Origin of the sequence: Haloprofundus salilacus, assembly GCF_020150815.1 — an archaeon.
GTDB classification, from domain to species: domain Archaea; phylum Halobacteriota; class Halobacteria; order Halobacteriales; family Haloferacaceae; genus Haloprofundus; species Haloprofundus salilacus.
On the sequence record NZ_CP083723.1, the window covers coordinates 1,800,950 to 1,818,607 of the forward strand.

Here is a 17,658-nt window from a genome sequence, read left to right on the forward strand (position 1 = left end):
GCCCTCGCAAAGCCGATGTCTATTGATTCCGCCAAAACCTTCAAGCGCCACAGTATGGTCAGCCTCGAAAATCAGTACGACTCAGACAGCCATGAATTTTTATAGGTTGGGGACAATTTGCCTCCAATGCAGGAATCCGGGCCCGCGCGAGAGGGGCAGCTCGCGCGTGAAACAACGAGGAGGGAACGCGGACAGTCAGAACTTATTGGCTTCGTCCTATTATTTGGGTTAGTCATCGCCGGGACAGGGGCCGTCGTCGCGCTTGGCGGCGTCGCCATCGAGGACGCGCAAGGACAGTCGGAGTTCGACCAGGCCGAACAGGTGATGACGCTTTTCGACTCCAGAGTCGCGACGGTTGCACTTGGCGACTCCGACATTAAGACTGTCTCGCTGGGACGCTCGAAGGGGCGATACACCGTCGATGAATCGAGTGGCTATCTCCGTATCGTCCACGAGAACCACGCCGGCCCCGGAACCTCGGAGGATCAGGAGCTGTACAAAGAGTCGCTAGGTGCGGTCGTTTATCACACAGACGGCGGTACTGTCGCCTATCAGGGCGGCGGAGTCTGGTCGAAACACAGCAACGGCGAGGCGACGATGGTGTCGCCGCCGGAGTTTCACTATCGCGACGGCACTTTGACATTGCCTGTCATTCGGACGACCGGTTCGTCCGCGTCGGCCGGGTCGTCAAGCATGCGCGTTAGCGCCCAATCCCGTGGTATACCGGTATACCCCGACCCATCGACGGAGTACGACGGGAGCGAAAAGCAGTACCTGAACCCGGTCCAGAACGGCCGTGTCGTCGTTGAGGTCAAAAGTGAATATTACCGCGCGTGGGCGGCGTTCTTCAGAAGCCGAACTGAGGGCACCGTTACGGAGGACCACGAGAGAGAGGTGGCGACAGTCACATTAGTCACACTCGGGACGAACGGTAACTTCCGGATGCCCGCCGAGCGTGGGTCAATAAACATCCGTGGGATGGCCGAACACAAGCTAGATGACTTCAGTATCAGACTACGTCCGGACGACAGCGATAGCGCTAACTTCAACAACCTGCAGTGGTCGATCGCTGTCGAGGAGGGACGACAGCAGTTCGAGGTTCACCTCAGAAAGGGAGACGGAAATAAGTGCGAAACCGACGTCTCTGCGAGCGTCTACTACTCCGACGACGGTGGTAACACATATCACGGCTGGTATGACGAGGACGCGTTCACCACCCACTGCGAAGACCTCGACGGCGACGACGAAAACGAGGTGCTGCTGGACGCGGACTTCCTCGCCAGTGATTCGAGTTTGGCGTACGGAAAGCTCGAGAAGAGCCAACTGATGCACTTCGATCCGGAAACGCTTCAGGAGTCTGTGACGTTCGACGAGCACGACGAGGATTCTGGAAAGACGTACCCAGATGACCGCAACACACTCCCGCTCTCAACGCTCATCACCCACTACTTCTCGCTGCTTTCGCCGTCGTTCGAGCTGACTGTCTACGACAAGAACTCAAACACCATCAGCGAAAGCGCCTCCAATGGCCGAATCGTCTATGAAGGTGATGAGAACTATGTCACCTATCTGCAGGTCAGCGAGAGTAAAATCACAGTCGAACTCGACTGAGGTGACGAGAAGACGGCGGTTCGATAGGCGTGGCCAGACTTGCGTAGCGTCATTCTGCTGGGGGGATCACCACATGAGTTGGAATACCGCCAATTTCGGCCGGAAGCGGTGATGTCCACGACCGCTTCGTCGGCAAGAAAAAGCTAAGAACTGTCATCGCACACCACGCAACCGTCTCTTCGCAGTACGAGCGCTCGACAACCGCTCGTGAATGTCTCAGGCGTGGACGTGTTGGGACGTGGTTTCCTACTCCCGTCGACTTCGTTCCACGTGACGATCTCGTCGCCACGTTTGAAATTCGGTATCGAGACGGTCAGGCGTTCACTGTTGGACCGCTCGCTGTCTTCGTCTGACTCAGTTATCGTCGTCGAAAACGGTGGACCTATTCGAAGATCAGCGACAGAGCCGAGTCAGTCAAACTACACGATGGGGAAGTCAGTCGAACTCGACGCTAAGGTACGTTGCGGTAACCTGTATCCGGTCGGCGGGGATGTCCGAACACGTGACCGTCGACGCCGCCGCACCGGTCAACTCGCACTCACGACCCAATTCGTCTTCGAGGTATCGTTCCCACGCAGGCGCTCGCTCCGGCGTCGTGTCGAGGCTGAGCGTCGCCGTCGTGTCTGTCGCTTCGAGGAATCGTTCGGTTGAGGCGTGTTCGACACGAACCAGCACCGTCATCGATCCGCCGACGTTCGTCCGATCGCCCCCGGGATTTGTGAGAATCATCGGTACCAAAAGTACCCGCTCGTCACCGACCACCCGGTAGACGAGGTCCGGCTCTCGGAGCATCACCGCTCCCCCGCCAGGGTCTGTACGGATGACTGCGCCGTTCTCATAGACAAGCTCGGACCCAGATCCAGTCCGGAAGACGATTGGCTGGTGGGATTTTTCCGGGTCGTCGGTCGCATCCCGGCCGGCGATGTTAACGCCGACGGAGTGCGATTGCCCCAGAAGCAGTTGCGCCTCGGCGAGTTTGAGTTCGGTCGCCCGACTCGGCGCGTCCTCGTGGTGGATGTCTGCGAGGTTGTCGGCCATCACATCGAAGGCGCGCTCGGCGTTCGTGAAGCGCTCGGCGTCACGAGCGTCCTGTAATCCTGAGAAACCGGAGACGTAGACGACACCGACCATCCCGGTGATAAGCGCAAAGACGAGGATGAAGCTCACCGTCTCGCTCACTGCTCGCGAGTGGCGACTCGGCTCAGATTCTGTTAGTTGAGATCGATTACGCATTTTCGATCACCAGTTTGGTTCCCGTATAACGGATGTTCACGTCACCGCCACCGAACGAGGCGTCGGCGATTGTCGTGTGCGTCGTGAATGAGACGGTGACCGTCACATCTGGGTTAGACGTCGACAGTTGAATCGAGTTGGCACTGCCGTCATCATCAGTGTCGACCATGTCGATGGCGTAATTCGTGCCGACGACACGCGGGGGGAGCTGTCTGTCGAGTCGTACCGTCCCTGACGGCGCAGATTGCACTAGCGCGTCCGCCGTCTCGAGGTCCGCAGCCAGTTGCTGGCCGACGACACGGAGTTCGTTTTCAACTGTCCGGTCGCGCTGGTCTTCGACTACTCCGCCGCCTGCGATGAGTAGACCTGTAATGAGTATTGCCGTGATACCGAGCGCAAGGACGTACGATAGCGTTGTCGACGCAGCGCGGTCGGTCCGCGTCGGCGATGACCACGACGAGTATCGACTACACATTGGGTTCACCCGGTGCAACCCGAATCGTCGTTTCGTAGTCGAGCTCCGATGATGAGTAGGCGAAGTTGACGGTCACAGCATAGATGACTTCCTTTGATTTCGGAACTTCGTCGTCGACCGATCCGTCAACAACGAACCGGTAGGTCCCGCTCACCTGGTCGCCGTTCACGTAGGCCACATCGTAGGTCGTCGAATCCTTGAAGAATTCCAACGCCGGACAGGGTTCTCCGCCGACCGTGGCGGATGTAATATCGACCGTGACGAACTCATCAGCGGACGCGTCGTCGTACAGCGCGCAGTGATTGGATTCTTCGATTTCACCCTCGCTCGTGAGTCTAACGACTTTGACACGCAGGTCGTCGTCATTGACTTGCAGGAGGCGAACCTGATAGGTTTCGCCATCGTCTGCGGTGAACTCGGTGGCGAACGCATCGTCTTCGGACAAGGCGAGCGACCCGATTTTGACCCGCTGTTCGAACGCACGGAGGCCGTCGTGGCTCGAGGCGACGGTCCAGTCGGTCGTCGAATCTTCCGCGGGGACGAACTGCCCGTCTGTCGACTGATTGGCGGCTGTACCGGAGTCGAACGACACGTACGAGACGTTTACCACGCGACCGTTGCGGACGCTGAAATTGCCAACTTGGCGGTTGAGTTCATTCACACCTCCTTTCACTGCAGTTTCCACTTCCGCCTCGTCGAATGACTCACGGTTTCGGTTCTCATAGGCGATGAGTCCGGCGACGCCCGCTTCCACGTCGGCGCGAGTGTCTAGTGCCGCCGATGCGCCTGCGGCGTCGGTGCTCCGCGACGCGAGGTTCTCAGTGTAGATTGCGGAGTTGAGGATGAGCGAGAGCGCGACGAAGACGACCGCCAGCGAGAGCGCCCCGACGAGGAACAACTGTGCTCGTGAAACGTCGTCCCACGGGTCATCTCGGAAGCGACTCACATCCGCCACACAACCACCTCCACCCGCAGGACCGTGTAAACGCCACTGTCAATCCCGTCGATGTCCTCGGCGTAGAAGTTATCTTCGTTTATCTGCGTCTTGGGGTCCGTTGGTTCGGCGATGCCGTCGCCGTCCTCGTCGTCGTACAGCACCGCGTCGTCGTACAATGTCACAAGTTGCGTCGCCGTCGCCGCGTTGTCGCTCGGTTCGCCCTGATAGAAGAGGCGCTGGCGGCGTTCGCCGCCCCCGTCGGTGTGATAGCGGACGTAGACGTTCGCTGCGACGCTACGGTCGCCGAACGTAGAGCTGAGTATCCGCCCGAACTCGGTGGGCGGATAGCCGGCGGTGTAGTACTCTTCATTGGTCGCTCCTCGGAACTCATCGTCGCCGTCACCGTCGGAATCACCCCAAAATAGCAGCGTCCGTTCGAGCGCCCCTGAGTCGGCCGCGGCGGTGAGGACGCCTTCGGCCGTCGCCTGCTGTTGATTCTCGATGTGCTGGCTGGAGGTACTCGCAGATAGCGGCGTTACCGCGGTTACTTGGAGGGCGAAGATGACGCTCGTGATGAGAATCAATGCTGACATCACGGCTTCGAGCGTGTGTGCTTGACCACGGTCAGATTTGCGTCCGCGAGTCACCAGACGCGCACCTCCAGTTGTCCGGTCTCACCGGCGAGCGAAACGGCTCGCCACGCGACGACGACCGAGCCGGTGTCGGTTGGCGGTGACTGTCCGGCTTCGAACCGAACATCGCAACCGCTAGCGTCGGCTTCGACGACGCGGCGTTCAGCGTTGTCCCAACAGAGGCGTTCAATGCCGTCGCCGCTTCGGTCGCCATCGATGGTGATGTGAAGATTGACGCGGCTCGAGACCCCCACACGTTCGTTCACAGTCACCGCGTCAGGGTCGAAGCCGCAGTCGAAGTCGCCCATCACCGAGGCGCCGAAGAACACTGCCGCACACTCGCCGTCGACACGGTAGGGCGTCTCAGGGGCGCTCAGTACCCCACCGACGAGGTTCGAGGCGACTCGGTCGGCGACGACGGTGTCCTCCTGCCCGCCGCCGGCAAACGGTGAGAGCATTGATGGGATGAACGCGATGACGAACGCGACGGCGAGGAGAAAGACGCCTGCGCCGATGGCGAAGTCGATGGTCGTCTGTGCTCGGGCATCGCGTCGGGTCGTTGGGCCGCTGCCGTCGCGACGTTCCGTGCGACGGGAGTCACGCCAAAATCTCATCCTACCACCATCCACACCGCCAGGGCGATGGTCTGCAGCACGACGACGTACTTGACGCCCGAGATGATGTCGGCGTCGCGGATGTAGCCGCTGATGAACGCCGATAGCACAGCCTGTAGCGTGACCGCGTGGAAGAACAGCACCGAGAGAACGTTGGTGTCGACGCCGCCGCCGAAACTCATGCCTCCAGCATTCGTCTCTCCACCGCTGCTTTGAGTCAACCCAGACATCACGTCAAGGAATTGTGTCTTCAGGATGGCCATCACCGCCAACAGCGTGAGGTAGGTCATGATGATGATGACCACCTGCATCCGCGCTCGTGACTTCCGTTCGCGGTCGATGTCGTCCTGATTTTCGGAGGCCTGTGCGGCTGTCGTGAGCACTTCTGTGATCTGACTGGACGCCTCTTGTGCTTTGGTGATGAGTTTGACTGTCCGCGCCAATCGCGGAATATGATACTTGTTGTTGAATTCGACGAATGCCTCTCTGAGACTCATTCCGTAGTGGACCTTTGCATACATCACCTCAAACTCGTCTGCAAGTTTACCTGACGAGGTATCAGAGACCGATTTTACCGATTCAAGCAGCGTTTGGCCGGTGGCGTTGGCGCTCGACAGTTTTCGGAGGTTGTCGGAGAGTTTACCGATGACGGCGTTTCGCGAGTAGACGTTCCAGGTGTGAAACACCGCCAGCGGAATGGCAATGAGATACGACGGGATGTACCACCATACAAACGTCCCCCAGACAGGTTGGGCGACCAACTCATCCCACGACAACGGGGCGGCACCGTTAGCAGCCGAGATGCCGACGATTACTACAGCGACGGGAACGGTGAACACCAGCGTGAAAAGCGGGTTCTCGCGGAAGAAGATGTGCGGTCGTTTCAGCAATTCCTTCGTCTTGTATGTCCCCTCGCGATTCTTCACGCGGTCGAAGAGGCTGAATTCGCCGACGAAGCTCTCGATAAGACCGAGGTGAATCAGCCCTTCTTTGTTGGTCTCAGCGAGTCGTTCGCTGCTGTCAGCCGGGTCAAGATATCCGTCGCCAATTTCGTCCTGTTTCACCGTCGAGACGAGGACAAGGAAGCCCACGCCGGTGATCGGGATCAGGCCGTACACCGTTCCGTACAGCAGCATGTCGTCGGCATTGCCGAGCATACTCATGATGACGAGGATGATGATGAGCAAGAGTGGAAACAGCGAGAGCGTCATGTACATCTCGCCGAACAGTTCGAGTGTTTCGAGCGTCAGCTCCTGCTGCTGTTTGGCGGTGCGCATGTGCTTGTCCTTCTTATCGTCGAGGAACTGCTCCATGTTCCCGCCGGAGTTGACGATGGAGAGCATGTCCGTCAGAAACTGTGAGAGTTCTTTGCTCGGCGTCTCCATCGCCTGTTTATGAATGGCGGTGCGATAGTCGGTGCCGAAATATTCCGTCTCCTGGACAATGCTGCGGAACTCGTAGGAGACTTCGCCGTAGGTGTCCTCGGCCTTGGCCATCGCCTCCAGAATCTCCAGTTGGTTCAGTCCCCCAACTGACAGCGCGTACATGAACGAGATGGAGTCGGAAAGCAGCATGTCTATCTCGCGCTTGCGCGCCGACGCCGTCGAGTATGGAAGCGCCAGCAGCGTGCCGAAACCGAGACCGAAGCCGATAGAACCGAACACCAACCCCGTGATGCCGACGGCGGCGGGCATCTTCATCGCCTCCAGGAGGTCGACAACCGCTGGGTTTGGGATGCGCGCACCGAGCGACAGCATCTCCGTGTTGATGACGCCGAACTGAAACAGCGCATAGCCGAGAAGCGTCCCAATGAGCCATAGTACGAGCCCGATGAGTACGCCGACCGCCAGTGCCTGCGAGATATACAGTTCGACTGTCGTTGTCACGCGAGCCTGTGTGAGTTTCTCCTCTACGTCGCCGACGAAGTCGCCGTCGGGGTCGAATAACCACGTGAAAAGCGGATAGAACGCGTCGCCGAGCATCTCTCCCGCGTTGGCGCTTCTCGCCCCGTTCGACCCAGTGTCGAGGCTCATTCGTCGCCCTCGTCGGCCACCTCGTCGTCACTCGATGTCTGTCCAAAGTTCCAGTCGTCGTCGAGTTCCGACTCGGCTTTAGCGTCGGCCGGTTTGTCTGACTCGTCGCTGTCGTCTCTATCGTCGGTACTGTCAGCATCCTCGCCGCGTACAGATTCCTCACTCGTTTGCTCAAAGGTGTCGTTGGGGTGTGAGTCAGATGATGGAATTCTTTCTGAGGGATCGGAGCCGATGAACATCGGCTCGTCGCCGAACGCCATGGGGTCGGCTTCATCGTCCGCGACGCTCGGACCGTTGTCCGAGAGGTCCATACCGCGGGCAAAACTGGTCTCGTCAACGACCGAATCTCCACCGTACATGTCGGTGGAGTTGTCGGATTCGACGTTGTCGGAGTCTACGGGGACCTCAGAGGCGGTGTCGTTATGTCGCCCAACAGCGCTGTCATCGTCGCCGCTGTCGCTCGTTGCGTCGCCCTCGCCCGCGTCCTCTTCTTCGCCGGCGGCTGCTTCGCTTGCATCGCGGAAGTTGTTCGATTCGTCCGCTTCGTCCGGTTCGCCCTCCGTGAGCGCGGACACGTCGCTTTTATCCGTTTCGGCTTTCTCGTTGAGTGCTGGATCGTCGCTTGATTCGTCCAGCGCTGGATCGTCGCTCGTTGGCGTCGACGACGTGGCCGTCACGTCCGCCGCGGGTTCGACGTCCGAGAGCACGTCGGCGACGCTACCGACGGGTTCGCCGCGGTACTGCTCGAACAGTTCCTCCTCAGCCCGCTGCAGAATCTCGCGGGCCTCTGCCAGCGTCTCGGCGTCGGGGTCCGGTCGCGGCACCATCTCCTCCATCTCCGGGTCGATGTCGATGAGCACCGACTCCATCTCGCGGAGGTCTTCGAGGCTCCGCTCCAACTGGTCGTCGGCCATCAGCGTCAGGATGGTGTCGGGGTCGTTGATGAACGCCTGGAACGTCGCCGCCACCTGGGTGTAGGTGTTCAGCCCGCAGTCGATGAGGTACGCGAGGACGACCTGCCGCTGGAACATCTCCGAGCGCAGCGTCTCCTCGGACCACCCGCGGTCGAACTTGATCTCGTCAAGGGTGTTCGAGTCGCCCATCAGTAGGAACTCGTCGTCCTCGGCCTGCCACTGGTAGACGTCCTGAACGTTTATCTCGTCGTTCTCGGCGTCGTAGTGGTTTATCTCGGTGAGCGACTTGTTCCGGCGAACCTTGTTACCCTGTACTCGGGTGGAAGTCTGAATCGAGACGAGGTCCAGAGCCGAGAACATCGTCTTCGAGACGTTGATCGGTTCGGTCGTGAAGCGCTTGAGCACCTCGCCGACGGAGTCGGCGTGGAACGTCGTGTACGTCGTGTGTCCCGTGGACATCACCTGAAACAGCGTCCGCCCCTCCTCGCCGCGAATCTCGCCCATCACGATGTAGTCGGGGCGCTGTCGGAGCGCGGCCTCCAGCAGGTCGAACTCGTCGACGTCGCCTTTGTCGTCGTCGGAGAACGACGGCCGGGTGACCGAGGCGATCCAGTTGCGCTGCGGGAGTTCGACCTCGCGGGTGTCCTCAATGGAGACGATCTTCGTGTTCGAAGGGATGAAAAGCGAGACGGCGTTGAGGCTGGTCGTCTTCCCCGAGGCAGTGCCGCCGGCGAAGATGAGCGACTTGTGGTTCTCGATGCAGAGCCACAGGAACGCCATCTCGTCGAGCGAGAACGTGTGCCAGCAGATGAGGTCGATGGGTGTGAACGGCACTTCCTTGAACTGTCGGATGGTGTAGTTCGTCCCGTGGTCCGACACCTCCTTGCCGAGCGTCAACTGCGCGCGCGACCCGTCGGGGAGCGTGGCGTCAACCTGCGGGCGGCGCTTCGAGATGCCTTTGCCGGAGCGCTGGGCGAGTTTGACGACGAAATCGTCTAACTCCGTCTCCTCGTGGTAGACGTTCGTGATTATCTGCTCGTAGTCGCCGTGGTAGACGAACACCGGCGAGTTGTAGCCGTCGCAGGAGATGTCCTCAACGTTGATGTCGTGTTTGATGCCGTCGATGCGCTCGTAGCCGATGAAGTCACGCGTCAGGAAGTAGAGCAGTTTGTCGACCTGGTACTCCGTGAGGTCGGCGTCGTCGTCGGCCAGCACCGCCGGTTCGGGACGGGCCGAGATACCATCGAGTCCGGCGCTCTCGCGCTCGGCAGGGCGGTAGCCGAGGAGGCGGACGAGTTTCCCCGCGACGCCCTCGTCGTCGCCGGCGATTCCGAGGCGGTCGGCGAGCGCATTTGCGAACGGTTCCGTCTCTTTGCGACTGTAGAGGTCGTATCGCTCCAACAGTTCGAACGTCTGCTCTTCGATAACGCGGCGTCGGTGACCGTCGCCGCCGACCACGTCGTCGTCGGCGTACTTGATAGCCGTGCGGAGTTTGCCGGTGAGATACTCCTCTAACTCCCTCTCCAACCGGTTCATGTACGGTTGGACGACGTAGTACTTGTCCTCGTTCTCCTTCGTGGAGTGGAAGATGATGACGAACGCGTACGGCTCGTTCACCCAGTAGCGTTCGACCTCCTCGAAGTGCGTCTTCTTCGGCATCGGCACCGCCTTCTCCAGATCGTAGCGGTTGACGACCGTCGTCGTCCCCGCGTCGGTCGAGAAGAACTCGTCCTCGTCGAAATCTCCCCTCGTGTTGACGGTGCGTTTCTCGACGAGTTCCTCCAACTCGTCGGCGCGGTCGCTCAGGTGCGAGATGGTGTTCTCGATGGCGTCTGGGTCGTGTCCCAGTGCGTCGACCGGATCGAACCGCTCGATTTCGCCATCGGCGTCGCGGGGGCGACTGCCGTCGTCCTCGTAGTAGTACTCGCGTTTGTAGTGTTCCCAGAGATACTCGTCCTTGACGACCGGCGTCGTCTCGGGGTCGCAGAACGCCTCGAATAGTTCCTGCAGCGTCTCGGCGTTATCGCCCGCGAGACCCACACGCGAGTCGATGTCGTCGGGGTGAAAGCCCAGAAACGACACCGGGTCAAGCGGGATGCGGTCCCAGTCCGCGCCGGCGGGTTTCGTCGGTGCGTCGTCGTCCTCCCAGCGGTCGGTGCCCGGCGCGGGTCGAAGCCCGCGGTAGAGGTCGTCGGCCGCCCCCGGCGGCCCGTACTCGTCGAGGTACTCCGCCCACGTGTACTCCCCCACGGCGGCCGGGCGACGCGCCTCGGAGTCCGACGTGCCGTCGTTGGCGTCGTCGAACTGCCCGGAGTCCGAGTCGGCTGCGTCGTCGATAGCCATTGGGAGTGAGTTGTATTCATTATTGAAAAATGCTTCCACCAAATTAACTCTCAATTACTTTGGACTAATTAAGTGTGAGGAGAGACGACTCGAATCGGAAACCCGAGGGAGGAGTTCGTTTTCGACTCCGTACAGCCGCTACACGACTGCCAACTGCCGACGCACCAAACCCGACCCGGTACTCGTCGTCACCGTCTGCACGAGCATTACCCCAAAAGCGGTCACTCGAAACAGTCGACGGCATCGTCGTCGTATCCGATGACGGCGGGTTGTCCCTGCTCTCTGGAGAGCCTGAACCCGTGCGTAGAGAAACCCAATCGCTGCAACAACTCGGTTATCTGTTTGTGGTTGCCGTGCGTCTCGACGTAGACGAGACGGCATCGGTCGGCCGCCAGCGACTCACTGAGACCGGTCAGAACCTCGATACCGACACCCTGAACGTCGACTTTCGTCACGGTCGGCGGTGGCGCGACTCCGGTTTTCACGAGCGCGTCACCCGACGTCGTCTCCATCGGAATCCGTTTGAGCGGGGTCCCTATCGGATAGGTCGTGTCGAGCGACCCGTGCTGTGCCCCCGAGTCCGGGGTGTCATACACGTTGAACTCGGTCGCTCGCCGGCAGTCTGAGAGAGGAGAACGAACCACCTCGGCGGCGATGCCGTTCGCTTCGAGATTCGCCTCCAGTCGGTCCGCGTTCGGCGGATACGGCTCGAACGGGACGACGGAGCCGTCAGTGAGCAAGTTACCGACGAGACAGCTGTAGATCCCGATGTTCGCGCCGACGTCGAAGAACACGTCGTCCGGTCGAATCTGTGAGAGGAGATGTCTGAGGATGCAGTCTTCCTCCCAGATGCGATAGTTCAGATTCCCCCACTCGACGACGTTCGTGGGGGTGAAGACGGCTTGCGCTCCGCAGGATTCGACGAGACACCGTGGATTCGACCGAAGGTATGCACGCACGGCAGCGTCGTGAACGAACGTCGCGTACTCGTGTGCTCGCGTGCCGCGTAGGAGGTCTCCGATAGCACCGACAACTGTCATACAATCTACATTCGATTTTCGAGTATATAATGTCTATTTCGTGACTGTATGACGCTATTGTAAGCGTGAAACTGGACGTGAACTGTTAGAATCCGTCGTGTGCGACACACTACCGAGGGGGAGTTGCGCGAGGTGTAGAGAGTGAAGCACACAGGTAGTTCGACGAACAGAGACACTCGAGATAGCAGATAGCAAGGCGTCGACGTGAGTCATCCGAGGAGTGGTTCGAATCCCACATGCGTCGCTCTGCGGTCTCGCTTCGTTCGGCACGAAGAGCGGGCGTGGCGGGATTCGAACCCACGATCTAGAGGTTAGGAACCTCTCGCCCTATCCGCTAGGCCACACGCCCCGGCGCAGATTTGTGGCCGTCGCTAAAAAGCGTGCGCTTCGGCGGTAGAAATGATGCCCGACGAGTCGGGCAGAACGATCAGTTGCTGCTCTGCTCGGTCGCTTCGTTGTTCGTCTGCGTCGACGTGGAAGCCGACGTCGAGGTGGACGAACTGGCGTTGTCGGTCGCATCGTCCGAGGAGCCCTCCATTTCCTGCAGCTCCTCTTCAATCTCTTCGCGTCCTTTCTTGAACTCGCCCATCGCCTGCCCCGTCGAGCGCGCGAGCTTCGGCAGCTTGTTCGCGCCGAACAGCAGGACGATGATGAGGAGGATGATGAGCATCTCGGGCCCCCCCGGAAGCGCCCCGAACAGTGGTAATGCGGTGTCGAACATCTCTACTCCTGCTTAACTCTGTAGCGGTTATAGGCTTTTTGCTCAGCGAGTCAACCCCGTCAGATGACAGAAACCGGCGGACGCAAACATGGTCGACCGGCCGACAGCAGCGCATTCGACGGCGACGACGCGCCGTCGTCCGGTTCGAATCCCGAGAACGGTACCGCAAGCGCAAGTGTCATTTCGTTCAACTGCTTTCGATGAGTATGATCGACGTAGGAGACAACGCACCCGACTTCACCGTTCCGCTGGCCGACGGCGACGTCGGTTCGTTCACGCTCTCGAACCGACTCGACGAAGCGCCGCTCGTTCTCGCGTTCTTCCCCGCGGCGTTCACCGGCACGTGTACGACCGAAATGTGTACGTTCCGCGACCGAATCGCGAACTTCGACGCCATAGACGCCAGCGTCTACGGCGTCAGCATCGACACGCCGTTCACGCTCAACGAGTTCCGCCGACAGAACGAACTGAACTTCCCGCTTTTGAGCGACACGAACCGGACGCTCATCGACCGCTACGACGTGTCGATGGATTTCGCGTCACTCGGCGTCTACGACGTGGCCAAGCGCGCGGTGTTCGTCGTCGACGATGAGGGGACGGTGACGTACCGGTGGGTGAGCGACGACCCCGGCGTCGAACCGGACTACGAAGCGGTGCAGACGGCCGCGGCCAGCGTCGCCGACGACTGAATACCCCCGAAAGCAAGTTCTTTTGCGCGCCCGAGTATTGGGTCGGATATGAGTAGTGACGCTTCAGTTGACCCGAAAGACCCGAGCGACGGGGGGCGAGAGTACGATCCCGATGCCGAGCACGCCTACCCCGACGAGAAACTGAACGAGATTCTCCCCAAACTGCTCGACGACCCCGAAGTGACGACGTATCTGGAGGCGCAGAACGTCAATGCCGTCACGCGGAAGGGGTACAACGACCACGGGACGAAGCACATCGAAATCGTCCGGAACCGCGCGCTCCGCCTGTACGACCTGCTCAAGCGCGGCGGCGTCGAGTTCAACGGCGCGCGCCAGCAGGGGCTCGGCGAGGCGGACGAATCCGTCATCGTCGCGCTGGCGGCGACGCTCCACGACATCGGACACATCGTCCACCGCGACGAGCACGCCTACTACTCGATTCCGCTCGCGGCGGACCTCCTCGACCGCTTCCTCCCGCAGTTCTACGAGACGCCGGGCGTCGTCCGGATGAAAGCCGAGGTGCTGCACGCCATCCTCTGTCACCACACCGAGGAGGACCCGCTCACACACGAGGCAGGCGTCATCCGCATCGCCGACGCGCTCGACATGGAGCGCGGGCGTTCGCGCATCCCCTACGAGAAGGGCGGCCGCGGCATCAACACCCTCTCCAGTCAGGCGATCAACAGCGTCGCGCTGAAGGAGGGCGACGACGTGCCCGTCCTCGTTGAGATAGAGATGATAAACGCGGCGGGCGTCTACCAGGTCGACAACCTCCTGAAGGCGAAGATGCACAACTCCCGACTGGAAGAGGACATCCGCATCATCGCGGTCAACACCAAAGCCGACGACCAACTCGTCGAGCGCATCGAACTCTGAGACGCTCGACGGTCCGGGACGGAGACGCTTCGGAGACACCGCGTCCACGACGACTCGTTTTCCGCCGTTGCCTGTGTGAACTACCCGCTAAGGCGTCCGCTATGCGGTCATTTATCCGTTCCCTCGCCATTTCGAATCGTAACTGTGGTTTCGGTACCGGGCCGGTCGCTGGCGCTGCTCAAAAATCGGGAGTTCGCCGCCCTCGCCGGAACGGCGTTCGCCCGTAGCCAAGCGTACTCGACGGTCGTCATCGCGCTGGCGCTGTACGCCGACCTGTACCAGACGACGGGTGTGGTCGAAGGACTGTTCGGCACGGCGTTCGCGCTGACGCAGCTGCTCATCGTTCTCCCGCTGGGGCGGAAGATAGACACGGGTAACGCCAAGCACTACTTGCTCGCCGGGTTGGCGCTGAACGTCGTCGTCTTCGGGGCGTTCATGCTCGTCGATAGCGCGGTTCACGTCGTCTTGGTGCGGATGTTACAGGGTATTGGCGCGAGTTTGCTCTGGATCACCGGGTCAACGGTCGTCGGTGAGATAAGCCCTGACGACGAGAGCGGCCGGTGGCTGGGATCGTACAATCAGGTCGCCGCGCTCTCCAGTCTGCTCGGCGACATCGTCGGCGGCTATCTCCTGTACGCCCACGGCTTTCATCTCACGTATCTCGTGTTGAGCGCGGTGACCGTCGGCGCGTTCGTCCTCGTGTTTCTCAATCTTCGGTCGAACCCCGGGGGTCGAAAAAACGCCGAGGAAGCGACGAGCGTCGAGACGTTCCGGGCACTGCTCGACAGGCCGATGATTCGGGCGCTGGTGTTCTTCCGCCTCTCGTTCAGCGTCGGGAAAATGGCCGTCATCATCTTCCTGCCCATCTTCGCGTACGGCCAGTTCGGCATCGAGGCGTTCGCCGTCGGGTGGATTCTCGCGGGCGGTAAACTCACGAAGTCGCTGTCGCAGGGGTACGTCGGCGACCTGACCGACCGCATCGGGCGAAAGCCGTACTTCGTCGCCGGGGGCGCGCTGTTGTACGGCGTCGGAACGGCGTTCATCCCCTTTGCGCTCGTCGCCGAGGGTGCGTTCGAACCGATACGGGTGGAGACGTTCGAGGGGACGCTGACACTCGGCGGCGCGTTCTTCTCGCTGTTCGCCGCCTACGCGCTGTTGGGCGTCGCCGACAGCCTCCGCCTCCCGGCGAGCATGGCGCTGTTCGTCGAGGAGGGCGAGCGGTTCGACTCCGTCGCCAGTAGCATGTCGCTTCGCTCCATCTCGTGGAAAATCGGGCAGGTAGCGGGACCCCTGATGGTCGGGTTCGTCAAAGACACCGTCTCCAACACGGCGGCGTTTCTGTTCGCGGCGGGGTTCATCGTCTTCGCGACGGGTGTGTTCGTACTCACCTACCGCCGGATGAAACCTGGAGAGGCGGCGATCCCCGTTCCGAGCGACTGATTCCGCTCAGTTCGTCGAACGCGACTCGGCGTTCGTCTCTGTCTCCGTCTCGGTTACGGCGTCGCTGTGCGAGTCGTCGACCGTCGACGAGGACGACTGTCGAAGTTCCTGTTCGATCTCGTCTCGGCCCCGCCTGAACTCGCCCATCGCCTGTCCCGTAGAGCGCGCGAGCTCCGGGAGCTTGTTCGCGCCGAACAGCAGGACGATGATGAGGAGGATGATGAGCATCTCGGGACCGCCGGGTAGTCCACCGAAGAGTACGAACGTCATTTCGAGCAGTAGGGACGTTGTGCACCGAGATAAACCCGCCGCGTCCGCCGGCGCCGACGCCGTTCTCGTATTTAAAGGCCTTGTTAGTACAGGCACTTCCACTTCGGAGAAGTGCTATGAGATACGGACGGCACAGCGGTGGCTGTGCCGGTGAGACACTCTACATCGATGGAGAAAGTAGACCGAGACAGCGCGACGACAGAACCGGACGGTGACGACTACACGCTGACCGAGTACTGCGCCGACTGCGAGCGCGAGACGGAACACAAAGTCGAGGTGAGTATCGTCTCGACGAGCGACGAACAGCAGACGAACCCGGACAACCGGAAGTTCGCGCGGGTACCGTGCCGAACCACGACGTGTCTCAGTTGTGGGACCGTCACGGAACGACTCCGCCGCTGACCCTCTGTCGAGCGTCTGACCGTAGTCGGCGTCACTGGAATTTCTGCCCCTTCGTACACTCACGTTCGGCTCAAAAAACAGTTACAGTTTGAGAGGAACTATCTCGTGATATCGTGTCGAACCCACAGTCATCCCGCCGCCGGTTTCTCGCTGCCAGTGGTGCGGTCGGTATCGGTGGTCCGCTCGCCTCCTTCCGGTCCCGACGCACCGATTCCAACGAGGGGTCCCAACAGACGGACTCGCAGCGTCAGGAAGAGTCCGGGCGACGGAACCAGTCGCAACAGTCTCGCGGTGCGTGGCCGATGTTTCAAAGCGACGCCGCCAACACGGGCTACCAGATAGACGGCGTCGGTCCGTCGGAGGGAGTGACGGTTCGCTGGAAGTTCACACCCGGGACGCAACGGGTTCTCGGACGCGAGGTCAGCGGAATTCTGTCGAGTCCGGCCGTCATCGACGACACGCTCTACTTCGGAGCGAACGACGGTCAACTGTACGCCAGAAACGTCGAAAACGGCGGCGGGCGGTGGCGGTTCGAGTCGGGGCAAGTGCTCGCTCGGAGTCCTGCCGTCGCCGATGGGGTCGTCTACGCGGGCGCGTCGACGGGAAAACAGCCGATCTACGCGCTCGACGCCGACGACGGAAGCCAGCGGTGGTCGTTCGAGACCATCAACGAGTCAGGCCGAGCAACGAAGGGGCGTTCGCCCAGCAGTCCGACTGTTATCAACGATACCGTCTACGTCGGAGGGGCCGAAAAGTCGCTCGTCGACCAGCGCGGGGCAGTGTACGCGCTTGATGTCCAGACCGGTGAACCGCGCTGGACGGCACGGGTTGGGGGGTACGTCGACAGCACACCCGCCGTCGACGCCGACAGCGTCTACGTCGGCGACTCGACCGGAACGGTGTACGCGCTCGACGTCGACACCGGCGAAGTGCAGTGGCAGTTCGCGACCGACGACATCATCCGGAGCAGTCCGACCGTCGCCAACGGCGTCGTCTACATCGGCAGCAACGACACGAACGTATACGCGATAGATGCCCAAAACGGCGTTCAGCGCTGGCAGTACGTCACGCGCAACGGCGTCCAGAGCAGTCCGAGCGTCGCCGACGGCGTGGTGTATATCGGCAGCGACGACGGCGGCATGTATGCGCTCGACGCGAGAACCGGCCGGGAACGATGGCGCTACCCGACTGGCGGCTACGTCAGGAGCAGTCCGACCGTCGCCGGCGACACTGTCTACGTCGGCAGTTCCAGTTCGAGCGTCCACGCCGTCGACGCCGACAGCGGCGAGCGTCAGTGGCGCTTCGGAACCGACGGCAACGTGCTCAGCAGTACCGTCGCCGTCGAGGGCGTACTCTACGTCGCCGCCCTCGGCGGGTCGGTGTACGCGCTGGAATGAACCGAGCGAGAGAGTCGTCGTCGCGCTCGTC

Annotated in this window: 16 protein-coding genes and 1 tRNA gene; 6 read left to right on the forward strand and 11 right to left on the reverse strand. The window is 60.9% G+C overall.

Translation table 11 applies throughout. The features are described from left to right. Positions 1–126 precede the first annotated feature (126 nt). A complete protein-coding gene (locus LAQ58_RS09255; protein ID WP_425490642.1) occupies positions 127–1,611 on the forward strand; it encodes a DUF7289 family protein in 1,485 nt (494 codons plus the stop codon). A 435-nt stretch (positions 1,612–2,046) separates the two neighbouring features. Here the strand turns inward: LAQ58_RS09255 and LAQ58_RS09260 are convergent, their stop codons facing one another. The 10 genes from LAQ58_RS09260 to LAQ58_RS09305 form a co-directional block, all read right to left on the reverse strand. Further along, complete coding sequence (locus LAQ58_RS09260) at positions 2,047–2,790, reverse strand: DUF7289 family protein (protein ID WP_224447162.1); 744 nt, start codon at positions 2,788–2,790, stop codon at positions 2,047–2,049. Positions 2,791–2,836: 46 nt separating this feature from the next. Next, positions 2,837–3,319 carry a DUF7266 family protein gene (locus tag LAQ58_RS09265; RefSeq protein WP_224447163.1) on the reverse strand — a complete coding sequence of 161 codons (483 nt, stop codon included), beginning with the start codon at positions 3,317–3,319 and terminating at the stop codon, positions 2,837–2,839. Next, the gene (locus LAQ58_RS09270; RefSeq protein ID WP_224447164.1) at positions 3,312–4,274 is read right to left on the reverse strand and encodes a DUF7261 family protein; all 963 of its coding nucleotides are present in this window, start codon (positions 4,272–4,274) and stop codon (positions 3,312–3,314) included. Before LAQ58_RS09270 ends, LAQ58_RS09265 begins: the two co-directional genes overlap by 8 nt. Continuing rightward, complete coding sequence (locus LAQ58_RS09275) at positions 4,262–4,903, reverse strand: DUF7288 family protein (protein WP_224447165.1); 642 nt, start codon at positions 4,901–4,903, stop codon at positions 4,262–4,264. The genes LAQ58_RS09270 and LAQ58_RS09275 overlap by 13 nt, the downstream gene beginning before the upstream one ends. After that, positions 4,900–5,502, reverse strand: a complete 603-nt coding sequence (locus LAQ58_RS09280) for a DUF7287 family protein (protein WP_224447166.1) — start codon at positions 5,500–5,502, stop codon at positions 4,900–4,902. Before LAQ58_RS09280 ends, LAQ58_RS09275 begins: the two co-directional genes overlap by 4 nt. After that, complete coding sequence (locus LAQ58_RS09285; RefSeq protein ID WP_224447167.1) at positions 5,499–7,535, reverse strand: type II secretion system F family protein; 2,037 nt, start codon at positions 7,533–7,535, stop codon at positions 5,499–5,501. The genes LAQ58_RS09280 and LAQ58_RS09285 overlap by 4 nt, the downstream gene beginning before the upstream one ends. Then, positions 7,532–10,792 carry an ATPase, T2SS/T4P/T4SS family gene (locus LAQ58_RS09290; RefSeq protein WP_224447168.1) on the reverse strand — a complete coding sequence of 1,087 codons (3,261 nt, stop codon included), beginning with the start codon at positions 10,790–10,792 and terminating at the stop codon, positions 7,532–7,534. The genes LAQ58_RS09285 and LAQ58_RS09290 overlap by 4 nt, the downstream gene beginning before the upstream one ends. Before the next feature lie 221 nt (positions 10,793–11,013). Beyond that, on the reverse strand, positions 11,014–11,832 hold the full coding sequence (locus LAQ58_RS09295) for an FkbM family methyltransferase (RefSeq protein ID WP_224447169.1): 819 nt from the start codon (positions 11,830–11,832) through the stop codon (positions 11,014–11,016). A 276-nt stretch (positions 11,833–12,108) separates the two neighbouring features. Beyond that, positions 12,109–12,181, reverse strand: a tRNA-Arg gene (locus LAQ58_RS09300). A gap of 78 nt (positions 12,182–12,259) precedes the next feature. Then, on the reverse strand, positions 12,260–12,553 hold the full coding sequence (locus tag LAQ58_RS09305; protein ID WP_224447170.1) for a Sec-independent protein translocase subunit TatA/TatB: 294 nt from the start codon (positions 12,551–12,553) through the stop codon (positions 12,260–12,262). A gap of 206 nt (positions 12,554–12,759) precedes the next feature. On the opposite strand from LAQ58_RS09305, the gene LAQ58_RS09310 reads away from it, so the two are divergent. The 3 genes from LAQ58_RS09310 to LAQ58_RS09320 all read left to right on the forward strand — a co-directional run bounded on the left by LAQ58_RS09310 (position 12,760) and on the right by LAQ58_RS09320 (position 15,558). Beyond that, positions 12,760–13,242 (forward strand): redoxin domain-containing protein, encoded by a 483-nt coding sequence (locus LAQ58_RS09310; RefSeq protein WP_224447171.1) that lies wholly within the window; start codon positions 12,760–12,762, stop codon positions 13,240–13,242. Between the two features lie 48 nt (positions 13,243–13,290). Next, entirely contained in the window at positions 13,291–14,118 is an 828-nt protein-coding gene (locus LAQ58_RS09315; RefSeq protein ID WP_224447172.1) for an HD domain-containing protein, read from the forward strand. 144 nt (positions 14,119–14,262) lie between these two features. Beyond that, on the forward strand, positions 14,263–15,558 hold the full coding sequence (locus tag LAQ58_RS09320) for an MFS transporter (protein ID WP_224447173.1): 1,296 nt from the start codon (positions 14,263–14,265) through the stop codon (positions 15,556–15,558). A 6-nt stretch (positions 15,559–15,564) separates the two neighbouring features. Here the strand turns inward: LAQ58_RS09320 and LAQ58_RS09325 are convergent, their stop codons facing one another. Beyond that, positions 15,565–15,828: a Sec-independent protein translocase subunit TatA/TatB gene (locus LAQ58_RS09325; RefSeq protein WP_224447174.1), complete on the reverse strand. Its 264-nt coding sequence runs from the start codon at positions 15,826–15,828 to the stop codon at positions 15,565–15,567. Between the two features lie 168 nt (positions 15,829–15,996). On the opposite strand from LAQ58_RS09325, the gene LAQ58_RS09330 reads away from it, so the two are divergent. Beyond that, the gene (locus tag LAQ58_RS09330) at positions 15,997–16,230 is read left to right on the forward strand and encodes a DUF7835 family putative zinc beta-ribbon protein (RefSeq protein WP_224447175.1); all 234 of its coding nucleotides are present in this window, start codon (positions 15,997–15,999) and stop codon (positions 16,228–16,230) included. Between the two features lie 302 nt (positions 16,231–16,532). Next, the gene (locus LAQ58_RS09335) at positions 16,533–17,627 is read left to right on the forward strand and encodes an outer membrane protein assembly factor BamB family protein (protein ID WP_224447176.1); all 1,095 of its coding nucleotides are present in this window, start codon (positions 16,533–16,535) and stop codon (positions 17,625–17,627) included. Positions 17,628–17,658 lie beyond the last annotated feature (31 nt).